Source organism: Bacillus mesophilus (genome assembly GCF_011008845.1).
Classification (GTDB): Bacteria; Bacillota; Bacilli; order Bacillales; family SA4; genus Bacillus_BS; species Bacillus_BS mesophilus.
Map to the genome: position 1 here is coordinate 229,567 of NZ_JAAIWM010000006.1, position 11,957 is coordinate 241,523.

The following is an 11,957-nucleotide window of genomic DNA, read 5'->3' on the forward strand; positions in this document are numbered from 1 at the left end:
TATGTTCTACATTTCTATCTTTTTTCAATATATGGCGCAATACATGAAAACGAGACTACAATACCGTTCGGATATGGTCGTTGAAATTATATCAGATCTTCTTTTTCAGGCGGTAAATTTGATTTTTATATTAGTAGTGTTTGGTCACACCCAGTTTCTAAATGGCTGGACCAGGGATGAGATTATCTTTATTTATGGATTTTTCCTAGTTCCTTTTGCGATTTTTGGTGCCTTTTTTAATATTTGGGACTTTAATGAGCGTTATATTGTGAAGGGGGAAATGGACCGGATCTTAACAAGGCCGATTCATAGTCTGTTTCAAATTATAATAGAAAGAATGGAGCTAGAATCGTTATTCGGTATTATAACAGGTATGATTGTAATGGGTTATGCTAGCATTCAGTTGCAATTAACTTTCTATTGGTATGATGCCATTTTATTTATTCTCATGGTACTTGGTGGTGTGTTCGTGTATGCTGGTATTTTTATTATGCTAGCTAGCATTGGGTTCTGGTCTGATGCTAGAACTTCCATCATGCCAACGATGTATAATATCGGGAATTATGGACGTTATCCGGTTGATATTTATAATAATGTAATTAAATTTGTGTTAACGTGGATTCTGCCATTTGCCTTTGTGGGAGTCTACCCGGCTGCTTACTTTTTAAGAAAAGAAGAATGGTATGGCTATGCTTTTTTTACACCTGTAATGGGCCTTATATTTATAACACTCGCTGTTCTTCTGTGGAATATTGGCGTGACTAAATATCGAGGAGCGGGAAACTAATATCTAATAGCATGACAACCATCTCTCCAACATATGTTAGGACGAGGTGGTTTTCTTTGGTTAATTTACTATTTTTATCTGTCATTATGTTTAGTCTATATAAAAGCTTCAGTCAGATCTTTTTACGCCAAGAGCATAGAAAGAATTATATTTCGTTTGAAAATCTAGCCTTTTTATTTCTAGTTTATGTAAATGTATTAATTGGTTTTAGTTTGGTGTATACGATCTTTGAAATGAAGGGTATTCCAGTTTTGGTAGAGGGTGGCTCAATCCTTACTGGTGGTTTCCTTGAAATTCTCTCTTCCTCGTTATATTTTAGTGCCATTACTCTACTTTCTGTAGGATATGGGGATATTACCCCAATTGGAATAGGACGTTGGTTTGCTGTTTTAGAGGCATTAATCGGCTATATTATCCCTGCTGCCTTTGTTGTTAGAAGCATGGTTGATTTTGAACAAAGGCCAAACTAGGTGTCTAGTTTTTAACTTGCAAATCTCAAATGTAAACATGTTATTTTCTCTAGTAGAAATACTGTGTTTACTTTTTGTTTTTCACTGATAAATTGGTTAATTATGTTAAAATATATATCTAAAAAGATTGAAGTGCCTAAATATATTTTTAAAGGATTGGAGAGAAAAGGTTGGTTATAAGACTTGCTGAACATAAAGATATTCATGAGTTGATCAAAATGAGATGGGATTTTACAATTGAATATGACGAAAGTAAGAAGGATTCATCGTATGAAGATTTTGAAAAGGAATGTTATGTTTTTTTAGAAAAAGCATTAAACGGTGACACCTGGTTTATTTGGGTGGCTGAGGAAAACGGAACAGTGGTATCGCATATATACATAGAACTCATTCAAAAAGTACCTCGTCCTGGTAAAGTTACAAACTCATTTGCATATATGACCAATGTTTATACCATTCCAGAATATCGAAATATGGGTATTGGAAGTAAGGTGCTTGGTACAATTAACAAGTGGATAAAAGATAACAGCTATGAATTTGTTATTGTATGGCCAAGTGAGGACTCAATCAATTATTATAAGAAAAATGGATACATTCATAGTACAGAACCTATGGAGTATTTCCCTTCATAAAAAACAATTAAGAAAGGGCTAAGAGGAATCGTTCCTCTTAGCCCTTATTGATTAGATAGATCAAGTATTGTAAAAACTAATTACTAAATTAATGGGTAAATATGTTAAGATAATTGTATAGATTTGCAAATTTTTGTCAGTAATTAATTTTAATCTAGGCTGAGAGCAGAAGAGAAGGGATTAGTATGGAAAACAACTATACTCATATAAATCAAAAGCTATACTATAGCACAGTGTTAGTGGTTATATCACTTATGCTACTAGGATTGTTTGTTGATAATCCACTTCTTGAACATCCTGGACCAGGCTTTTTTACACATGGTGCTCTAGTGTGCCTTTTTTCTATGTGTCTCATAATCTATCCTAAATACAAGTCACATTTCATTAGAATCCTTATTATCGTGATAGGATCTAGTTATTTTTATAGTATTTTCTTTTTATATCCGAATACTTGGTCGAACTTTATTTTTTTATGTTTCATTCCGGCAATCTCTATCTTATTCTTCGATAGTAGGCTTTTTCATTACACCTTACTAACTAATACTTTTATAATCATTGGTCTATTAAGCTATATTGCTGTAGTTGATTCACCACACTTTTATCCTTACATTAGGGAAGACTTGATCGGTAATATTATTAATTTTCTAGGAAGCCAAGCGATTCTTTATTTTATTTTTTACATATCATATGGACGGTTGCAGAAACAAAAGCTCTATTATGAGCAAATTAAACAATCGGAGCGCTTGAAAACAACTGGACAGCTAGCTGCTGCTGTAGCACATGAAATTAGAAACCCTTTAACAGTTGTTAAGGGATTCTTACAAATCTATGAGAAAGAAAATAAATATAATGAGGAAAGTAATAGACATTATTCGTTAATGATTGATGAATTAAACACAGCAGAACAGGTAATATCTCAATTTTTATCCATTGCAAAACCAGACAAAGACACGAAGCCTGAACTCGTCAATGTGAAGACTGTTCTTCAAAGCGTAACGGACCTTCTGAACTCTTATGGGCTATTACGTGATAATAAGATTATTCTAAGAATGGATGAAGATTGTTATATTGCTGCGAATACCATAGAGTTTAAACAGCTTTTGATCAATATTATTAAGAATGCAATTGAAGCATCTCGTGTTGGTGACTCTGTTGTCATTACTGCTGAGAGTAAAAAGAGCTTGGTTGAAATTAAAGTGATTGATCAAGGGCAAGGTATGTCAAAGGAAGAAATAGATTCTCTTGGCACTCCATTTTATTCGTTAAAAAGTAAAGGGACCGGACTTGGTATGATGATTTGCTTTAATATCGCTACAAAGTATAAAGGAAGCATCTCGTTTAGTAGCGAAAAGGGTGTAGGTACAACGGTTACCATTCGATTTCCATCGACAAATGTAAGGTAAGGCAAGGGGCTGCTATAGAGTGGCTCTTTTTTTGTGCTTTGGGAATAATGTTTAAGTATTAAACAATAATAAAATTATAAAAAATAATATTTTTTTATCGCAAAACAATAAATAATGTGTTAAAATCATCTTAATTATAAATAAATGAGGTGTATATATGAAAACAAAAAGTTCAACTCTCTTTTTAAAGGTTGCTGTTATTTTTATTGGTATTCCAGTACTTGCGCTGTGTCTATTTTTATTACCACAGATTGCAGGGGAGGCGAATGAAGCAGCAGAAAGAGGATCGGATTTAGCTTTTGTGGTATATGGAATTCTAATGATTATGTATGTATCAGCGGTTCCATTTTACTTCGCATTGTACCAATCTTTTAACCTTTTAAGTTATATTGACAAGAACCAAGCTTTCTCTGAGTTATCGGTAAGTGCTTTATATAAGATCAAGAATTGTGCTTTAATTATTAGTGGTTTATATGTGATTGCTCTCCCGTTAGTCTATATATTTGCAGAGGTAGACGATGCACCAGGGCTCATCATTGTCGGGTTGGTGATGGTATTTGCTCCCCTGGTGGTTGCTGTCTTTGCTGCTGTTCTTCAAAGACTTTTACAAGAAGCCATTGAAATCAAATCTGAAAACGACTTAATAGTTTGAGGTGAAAAACATGGCGATAATTATTAATATTGATGTGATGCTAGCTAAAAGAAAAATGAGCGTAACCGAGCTTTCGGAAAGAGTTGGAATTACCATGGCTAACCTTTCTATCTTAAAAAATGGCAAGGCTAAGGCAGTCCGATTATCAACATTAGAAGCAATTTGTAAAGCTTTGGACTGTCAACCTGGAGATCTATTAGAGTACCGAAGTGATGATGAAGATTAGAAGATGACTCCTTGATAGGGTAAGTTTTTTAGTTCAATCTTGGGAGGCACTAGATTCATGGGAGCACTAAAACAACTTGTTCGTTTTGGTTGGGTCCAGGCCCTATCATGTTTGTTTCCGGTCGTAATATTTGCTTCATTGGCACTAACACAATTCATTCCACTTCTTTTCCTACCCCGGTATGACTGGCTGCTGATCATTTGTCTACTCATGCAGTGGGTGATGCTCCGTTCTGGGCTTGAAACACGAGATGAACTAAAGGTAATAACATTGTTTCACTGTATTGGTCTTGCTCTTGAATTATTTAAAGTTCATATGGGTTCTTGGTCATATCCTGAAGAAGGTTATTTTAAAATTCTAGGGGTGCCTCTGTATAGCGGGTTCATGTACGCAAGTGTAGCGAGTTACCTTTGTCAGGCTTGGAGAAGACTACAAGTGGAATTGATTAAGTGGCCATCGTTTAAATTAGTCGTGCCTCTTGCGGCTGCCATTTACTTGAATTTTTTCACACACCATTATTTGGTTGATATTCGTTGGGTGTTGTCTGGTCTCGTTATCATTGTCTTCTGGCAATCTTGGGTAACGTACGAGGTTGGAGGAACCCGGTACCGAATGCCAATTGTATGTTCATTTGTACTGATTGGATTCTTTATATGGATTGCTGAAAATATTGCCACCTTCTTTGGTGCTTGGGAATATCCGAACCAAACGGACGTATGGAGTCTCGTTCATTTAGGGAAGGTGAGTTCCTGGCTTCTGTTGGTGATCGTGAGCTTTCTAATAGTGGCAACCTTAAAGCTGGTTAAGAGTAGAGGCCCCATAACTAAAAAAGATATTGGTCAATATTTATAGTATGAGAAACAAAGTCAAAGTTCTGACTTTGTTTTTTTAGATATATCAGGAGGGATTAACTCTATTTAGATTGAATATATGTATCTATATAGAAAGATCCCTTTTTAAAGGTTGGAACGGACTGGAGGGGAATGTATGAGTATAGAAATAATGGGATTACTACTTATATTACTAATTTATCTAGTTATCTCACAGTGGTTTCTAAAACGAAAACTTCATATTAAGGAAGTTCGCAAAAGCATATTAAGCGGTTACCGAAAAAAGAGATATGTTTACACCGAATTTTTACTGTTTATATTATTGTTTGTAAGTACCTTTTATATGATTGAAGACTTAGGTGCTTTTTCATTCTTGCCTCTATTTATGTTTTTTCTTCTAACAAATGTTTTGCGAGGGATTGAGGAATGGATCGAAAATAGAAGCGAAAAGGGATACTATCACGACTGGTTGTCTTCGGTAGCGTTCCTAATTATAATCATATTTTTATTGATCGTGTGACCAGAACAAAAGGCGCAAGCGCCCCGTTTAGCCTCAGGCATAGCAAATGTTCCTTGAAGAGAAAAAGGGTGATGTTTCCCTTTTGCTCTTCAAGGGTTATCCCGGTCTAACTGGCGCTAACTAAAGGAATATACAAAATTAGTTTGAATTAAAGCGCCAGTAAGACCCCGATTGGTTCAACTAACCATCAGAAAATCACTGATGGAAGTTTCACTGTATCTGACCTCGAGGGGCTGGGCGCTGTAGCTGGATTACTCCAAACCATTGAAACCAAACATGCCAATAAATTTTATACTTTCCTATAATTTTAAAAAAAGCCACTGCAATTATTCAGCAGCGGCTTGCTTGTCTTCATTATTAGAATGACGCAGAGGAATTTCTCGTAAAAAGAATGTTAGTAAAAAAGCAATGGTCATTATGGCTGCCCCAATAAGAAACACACCGGTAAGAGAAAAAGCTAACGATTCACGAAGTGTTCCGACTAGCTGTTCGAACAAAGGAAGCATTTCCGGAGTTAAACTGTTCTTTGCTTGATCTAGTTGATCTGGGTTCATTAGAATTTGAGGATTCGAGAAGTTTGCTAATCCGGTTCGATCCGTCTCAGGTGGTAAGCCAGCAACTAACTCCTTCATTTTATCCTCCATTCTAATAGTCATGACTGACCCTAAAACAGCTACCCCAACTGTTCCTCCAATCTGACGAAATAACTGAGTAGATGCAGTTGCCACGCCGAGATTTGAGTGGCTCACAGCATTTTGAACGGTTAGGGTGAATACAGGGAAGCAAGCACCTAACCCAAATCCCACAATAATCATGTTCATGACGGCTACCAAATTAGAGGTTTCTGATGACATAAATGACATGGATATCAAGCCAGCAGTCATTAATAATAATCCACCTAACGCGAAAATCTTATATTTACCTGTTTTCGTGATATATTGACCAATAATTGAACTAGATGCAACCATGCTTAATGTCATAGGCATCATAATAAGACCAGAAGCTGTTGCCGAGGTACCGATTACTCCTTGAACGAAAAAGGGCATGTACATAATCGTTCCGAACATTCCGGCACCAAGTAAGAACCCAATTCCATTAGAAAGTGAAAAAATATCATTTTTAAACAAATCTAAAGGTAAGACTGGACTTGTTACTTTTCGCTCCACCTGTATGAACAATAGTAAAGAAATAATAGAAGCTGTAAATAAGCCAAGGATCGTATACGAAGTCCACTCGTATTGATTTCCTGCCCAGCTAAAGGCAAGCAATACAGGAACAATAATAAAGGTAATGAGAATAGATCCTAGATAGTCAATTTTCTCAGAAGGTCTCCGCTCAGTGGTTGGAAACAATGAAACAATCAATAAGAATGCTATAATTCCAAACGGTAGAAATACCCAAAATACCCATTTCCAATGTATGTGGTCGACAATCCAACCGCCAAGTGTTGGACCAAATACACTGGCAAGACCAAAAACAGACCCCATTAACCCTTGCCAACGACCTCGTTCACGAGGAGAAAATAAATCACCTACCGCTGTAAAGGCAGTAGACATAATCATTCCTGCACCTAAACCTTGGATTCCTCTATAAGCAATTAGGTGAATGATCGTTCCTGCTGTCCCACATAAAAGTGATCCTACAATAAAAATACCAATTCCAATTAGAATAAATGGTTTACGTCCATAAATATCAGATAGCTTCCCAACTAAAATAGCTGTAACACTTGAAGTTAACATAAAGATGGTGAATACCCAGTTAAAATACTCAATTCCACCTAAGTCCGAAACAATTCGAGGAAGTGCTGTACCAACAATGGTTTGATTTAATGCTGCAAAAAGCATGGCAGACATAATCGCAATCATAATCGTAATTTTTCTCTTATGATCTAAGTTCTCCATAGCAAATCCCCCCTTACATTTTAAATTTTTGAAATAAAGATATGAGCGTTAGGATTTCTTCGTTAGAAAGTCCATCAAAAGTTGAAAATAAATAGTCCGTTTTTTTGTTATGAAGTTTTTCGAATAAAGTCGCGCCAGTTGGTGTTAAAGTAATTTCGACAACTCTTCTGTCTTCTAATGAGCGCTCTCTTGTGACATAGTCTTTTTCAACCAACGAATCCGCAACAGAGGTTATATGACTAGATGTCACCTTTAATTCATTAGAAATAGATGAGACCTTACTTGATCCATTTTCATGGAGATACTTGAGGAGTATAAATTCACTTCTATTTACTTCATCCCCAAGTGTTTCATTAATCCCTTTTCTTAAAGCTCTGATTGTATATTGAAAGGTACGTTCAAGTTCAACCATTAGTTCATCTCTTTTTGTCATGTCCTCATCACCTTATAAATAGTTAATATAGTTAATTATTCAGTAACCGAAATAAATTGTCAATTTTTTTGTATAAACTAGACCATAGTCTATACATGGGTGCGGGGAAGAGAATAAGTTATCTTATAGGGAACCCCCCCTCAATTTAGCTAGAGCGGTCAAGGCGAGAGAGTGATTTTCTCGCCTTTTTTTAGTAGAATTTAATAAGATAGGAGTAGAGGGAAAGGGAGGCTATAAGGTGAAAATTGTATCGACGATAAGGATAGCACCAGAACTGCAAGAAGAACTTAAAGAACGTTTCAAGAATGTCGACCTGATTTTTTATAAAAATATGAAAGAAGCAGAAGATGAAATAAAAAATGTAGAGGTTATTTTAACCTATGGAGAAGATCTAACACCTCTTCGTATTGAAAGAGCAAAAGTACTAAAGTGGATCATGGTTATGTCTGCTGGAGTGGAAAAACTACCTTTTGAAGAAATTAAGCAACGGGATATCTTAGTGACAAATGCCCGAGGGATACATAAAATTCCAATGGCTGAATATACAGTGGGAATGATGCTGCAGTATTGTAAGCAGTTAAAAGGTCTTTATGATCAAGAAAAGGAAGGTAATTGGAATAGAGGCATCTCGATATCTGAGTTGAATGGGAAAACTACATTAATAATCGGAGCGGGGGCAATTGGAGGACAAATTGCTAAGCTATGTAAGGCGTTTGGAATGAGAACTCTTGGTATTAATACAAGTGGTGCTGCAGTGGAAGGTATAGATGAAATGACGACCATTGATGAACTAGATTTATTTCTTCCAGTTGCTGATTTTGTTATTTCTGTTCTGCCAAGTACTAATGAAACAAAGGGATTACTAAAGCGTAAGCATTTTGAAAAAATGAAGGATAGTTCGGTGTTTATTAATATAGGAAGAGGTAGTGTTATTGAGGAAGCAGAGTTAGTTGAAATTATGAAGGAGCAATTAATCGCACACGCGATCCTTGATGTCTTTGAGAAAGAGCCACTTCCTAAAGAACATGACTTCTGGAAAATGGTAAATGTGACAGTCACACCGCATATTTCGAGTATTACAACTAACTATTTACCACGAGCATTTGATATATTTGAGGAGAATCTACATATTTATAAAACTAAACAAAACCATTTTATTAATAAGATTAATCTAGAGCGGGGGTATTAAGTTGAAGATTTATACAAAGTCCGGTGATAAAGGAACAACTTCATTAGTTTATGGTCAGCGAGTGGCGAAGCATGATACTCGAGTGGAAGCCTACGGAACATGTGATGAGGCAAATTCTCTAATAGGTCTAGCTTTAAGTTATATTCAGCTAGTTAAATTTGAAGACAGCGAAACGATAGAGGAAGCTTTACGTAAAATTCAAACGACGATTTTCCATGTGGGGGCAGAATTGGCCACTCCTGCTGGAAAGGAAGTAAAGTGGAAGTTATCTGAACAGGATGTTACGTGGTTAGAGGAAGTAATGGATCAATGGAATGATAAGCTTCCACCTTTAACGAACTTTATATTGCCAGGAGGTTCTCAGGCAGGTGCAACACTGCATTTGGCTCGTACCGTTGTAAGAAGAGCTGAAAGAAGGGCAGTCATTATTGAGGGTGTAAACCCTTTAGTACTTTCGTATCTAAATCGACTATCAGACTTCTTATTTATTGCTGGTAGATATGTGAACCATCTACTTCAAGAACCAGAACCTACTCTTCATCAGTAATTAAAAAAGATAGAACAACATATACTAAAGAGACGAATATTGACAAAAAGAGTAATAAGCATATACACTAATTATAACAATTATAAAATAATAATTCTTTTTAAAGTGAGGTGCATGACGGTGTCATTACAATTAAAAGATGCGCTGGAAACGTTGAAAGATTCAGGAGTCAGAATAACTCCACAACGTCATGCGATTTTAGAATACTTAATTCAAACTATGACTCATCCTACTGCTGATGATATTTTTAAAGCTTTAGAAGGTAAGTTTCCTAATATGAGTGTGGCGACTGTCTATAATAATTTAAGAGTCTTTCGAGAATCGGGATTAATCAAAGAACTTACTTACGGAGATTCTTCAAGCCGATTTGATTTTGTCACAAGCGATCATTATCACGTAATCTGCGAAGAATGCGGTAAGATTGTTGACTTTCATTACCCGGGACTAGATGAAGTGGAAGCACTTGCATCCCACGTAACAGGCTTTAAGGTATCTCATCATCGGATGGAAACCTATGGCACATGTCCAGATTGTGCAAAAGTACAAAAGCACTAAACTAAAAGCGGTAGTGCCTCGGCATTTGATATTTTTACAAAAGAAAGCTGACTGTGATTTCACAGTCAGCTTTCTTTTGTACCACGACGATTATATTTTTCATCAAACTCGATTCCCTCTAAATTAGGGTCTAGCGTTAAAGGTTCATTACAATACATACACATATCTACACGGCCGAGGACCTTTGTTTGCTTTTCACAATTTGGACATGTGACCAATACTGTCTTTGTGGAGAGCATCCCAATCCAAAAGTAAACAACCGTGCTGGCTATGATAAACAGTAATCCTAGAAGCATAAAAGTGCTCACAATCCATACATTTGTTCTAAAGAAAATACCGATATACATAACAATAAAGCCGATAAAAATCAGGCTTAATGCGAAAGTTCTAATTTTATTGATCTTACTAGAATATTTTTTAGCCATAAAATTCCCTCCTGATTAATACTATACCATATTAGGTAAATAGCCTGTACTGCAAACAAAACAATTTTTGAAGGAAGGTTTTTTTCTACTTACGTCGAAACTAATTTAACACCCTTAATAATGGAGGAATTAGAGTATGGAAGATTTATTGCGTCCGATTTATCAGGAACGAGCCAGCCATGCTAATACATTAGGAATAATCCTATTGGAAAAACATAAACCAGAGAACCCTGCTACAGATAATTTTGATGTCATGCTATTTATAATAGTAAAAGAAGATCAACCTACAAACTCGTTTAAACATTATGAACTTGAATCGGGAAAAATAGCTGGATTAAAAATTGTTCATGTGGACCAAGTAAACGAATGGATTCAGTTAGGGACTAACAGGAGAGTTCTTGACTGGGTAATGAACGGAAAGATTCTATTTGAACGAAATGAATATTTATCACAATTAAAGCAGAGTCTCTTTGACTTTCCTTTAAAGGACCGAAAGAAAAGAATTGGTTTGGAGTTTGCAAAACTAATTAAAAGATTTAGAGATGGAAAAGAGTTATTTGAAGCAGGGCATCTTCTTGATGCATACAACTACATGGTTCATGCTCTTCACCATTTAGCTCGATTATCAGTCATTGACCATGGGTTTCATCCTGAAATCACAGTCTGGCATCAAGTTAAGAAAATCGAACCTGAAATCTATAAGCTTTATCAAGAGCTAGTGGAGAGTGAAGAAACATTAGCTAAAAAACTAGAGCTACTGTTTTTAGCAAGTGAGTTCTTAGTTAATACAAACACTAAAATAGGCTCCTTACATCTAATAGAAGTAATGGAGGAAAAAGAGGCTTGGAGTATTCAGGAACTTATGGTTCACCGAGAGATAAGAGATTATTCTGTAGATCTCGAGGCGCTTGTAGAATTTTTAATTGAACGTAAGGTGATAGCAGTAATCACTGAAAAGACAAAAGGGCAAGGTATTCTCCATCGAAACTATTCCAGCCATAAACTTAGTACGAAATAAAATTTCTAAAAAGTGTTGACTTCAATTTCAATATCATGATATATTATTCTTCGTCGCTTATGAACGGCTTTCACACTTTGAAATAAAGATTTAAAAAGGTGTTGACTAAACCGGTTCGAAAGTGATATATTAATAAAGTCGCTTCTGAGCGGCGAAGAGAGTTCTTTGAAAACTAAACAAAACGTCAAGCGTGTTGGTTTTAACAAACTAACGCAAAAAGTAATAAAATTTAATCTACTTTTTAATTATTTCGCTAATGTGAAAAAACAAAGTAGATTGCCGGTGTAATGAGCAATCAAACACTTTATTGGAGAGTTTGATCCTGGCTCAGGACGAACGCTGGCGGCGTGCCTAATACATGCAAGTCGA

At 35.8% G+C, this 11,957-nt stretch carries 15 protein-coding genes and 1 rRNA gene; 13 read left to right on the top strand and 3 right to left on the bottom strand.

What is annotated here, in order from left to right:
• Nucleotide 1: 1 nt before the first annotated feature.
• From G4D63_RS16800 to G4D63_RS16835, 8 genes are all read left to right on the top strand, one after another.
• The gene (locus G4D63_RS16800) at nt 2–787 is read left to right on the top strand and encodes an ABC transporter permease (RefSeq protein WP_163180837.1); all 786 of its coding nucleotides are present in this window, start codon (nt 2–4) and stop codon (nt 785–787) included.
• A gap of 56 nt (nt 788–843) precedes the next feature.
• Complete coding sequence (locus G4D63_RS16805) at nt 844–1,257, top strand: potassium channel family protein (protein WP_239586001.1); 414 nt, start codon at nt 844–846, stop codon at nt 1,255–1,257.
• A 170-nt stretch (nt 1,258–1,427) separates the two neighbouring features.
• Nucleotides 1,428–1,889 carry a GNAT family N-acetyltransferase gene (locus tag G4D63_RS16810; protein WP_163180839.1) on the top strand — a complete coding sequence of 154 codons (462 nt, stop codon included), beginning with the start codon at nt 1,428–1,430 and terminating at the stop codon, nt 1,887–1,889.
• Nucleotides 1,890–2,074: 185 nt separating this feature from the next.
• Nucleotides 2,075–3,292 (top strand): sensor histidine kinase, encoded by a 1,218-nt coding sequence (locus G4D63_RS16815; RefSeq protein ID WP_163180840.1) that lies wholly within the window; start codon nt 2,075–2,077, stop codon nt 3,290–3,292.
• Between the two features lie 157 nt (nt 3,293–3,449).
• The gene (locus G4D63_RS16820) at nt 3,450–3,944 is read left to right on the top strand and encodes a DUF2975 domain-containing protein (RefSeq protein WP_163180841.1); all 495 of its coding nucleotides are present in this window, start codon (nt 3,450–3,452) and stop codon (nt 3,942–3,944) included.
• A 10-nt stretch (nt 3,945–3,954) separates the two neighbouring features.
• On the top strand, nt 3,955–4,170 hold the full coding sequence (locus G4D63_RS16825; protein WP_163180842.1) for a helix-turn-helix domain-containing protein: 216 nt from the start codon (nt 3,955–3,957) through the stop codon (nt 4,168–4,170).
• Between the two features lie 57 nt (nt 4,171–4,227).
• The gene (locus G4D63_RS16830; protein WP_163180843.1) at nt 4,228–5,022 is read left to right on the top strand and encodes a DUF817 domain-containing protein; all 795 of its coding nucleotides are present in this window, start codon (nt 4,228–4,230) and stop codon (nt 5,020–5,022) included.
• Nucleotides 5,023–5,157: 135 nt separating this feature from the next.
• Nucleotides 5,158–5,520, top strand: a complete 363-nt coding sequence (locus G4D63_RS16835; RefSeq protein WP_163180844.1) for a DUF4181 domain-containing protein — start codon at nt 5,158–5,160, stop codon at nt 5,518–5,520.
• A 326-nt stretch (nt 5,521–5,846) separates the two neighbouring features.
• On the opposite strand, the gene G4D63_RS16840 is transcribed toward G4D63_RS16835, so the two are convergent.
• Entirely contained in the window at nt 5,847–7,421 is a 1,575-nt protein-coding gene (locus G4D63_RS16840; RefSeq protein ID WP_163180845.1) for an MDR family MFS transporter, read from the bottom strand.
• Nucleotides 7,422–7,434: 13 nt separating this feature from the next.
• On the bottom strand, nt 7,435–7,854 hold the full coding sequence (locus G4D63_RS16845; RefSeq protein ID WP_239586000.1) for a MarR family winged helix-turn-helix transcriptional regulator: 420 nt from the start codon (nt 7,852–7,854) through the stop codon (nt 7,435–7,437).
• A gap of 238 nt (nt 7,855–8,092) precedes the next feature.
• On the opposite strand from G4D63_RS16845, the gene G4D63_RS16850 reads away from it, so the two are divergent.
• The 3 genes from G4D63_RS16850 to perR all read left to right on the top strand — a co-directional run bounded on the left by G4D63_RS16850 (nt 8,093) and on the right by perR (nt 10,145).
• Nucleotides 8,093–9,043 carry an NAD(P)-dependent oxidoreductase gene (locus G4D63_RS16850; protein WP_163180846.1) on the top strand — a complete coding sequence of 317 codons (951 nt, stop codon included), beginning with the start codon at nt 8,093–8,095 and terminating at the stop codon, nt 9,041–9,043.
• A 1-nt stretch (nt 9,044) separates the two neighbouring features.
• Nucleotides 9,045–9,590 (top strand): cob(I)yrinic acid a,c-diamide adenosyltransferase, encoded by a 546-nt coding sequence (locus G4D63_RS16855; RefSeq protein ID WP_163180847.1) that lies wholly within the window; start codon nt 9,045–9,047, stop codon nt 9,588–9,590.
• Nucleotides 9,591–9,704: 114 nt separating this feature from the next.
• Nucleotides 9,705–10,145 (top strand): peroxide-responsive transcriptional repressor PerR, encoded by a 441-nt coding sequence (gene perR / locus G4D63_RS16860; protein ID WP_163180848.1) that lies wholly within the window; start codon nt 9,705–9,707, stop codon nt 10,143–10,145.
• Between the two features lie 65 nt (nt 10,146–10,210).
• On the opposite strand, the gene G4D63_RS16865 is transcribed toward perR, so the two are convergent.
• Entirely contained in the window at nt 10,211–10,570 is a 360-nt protein-coding gene (locus tag G4D63_RS16865) for a YgzB family protein (protein ID WP_163180849.1), read from the bottom strand.
• A 136-nt stretch (nt 10,571–10,706) separates the two neighbouring features.
• Between G4D63_RS16865 and G4D63_RS16870 the strand changes: the two genes are divergently transcribed.
• Together G4D63_RS16870 and G4D63_RS16875 are read left to right on the top strand one after the other, a co-directional pair.
• Complete coding sequence (locus tag G4D63_RS16870) at nt 10,707–11,588, top strand: nucleotidyltransferase-like protein (protein WP_163180850.1); 882 nt, start codon at nt 10,707–10,709, stop codon at nt 11,586–11,588.
• Nucleotides 11,589–11,892: 304 nt separating this feature from the next.
• A 16S ribosomal RNA gene (locus G4D63_RS16875) occupies nt 11,893–11,957 on the top strand; the annotation flags it as partial.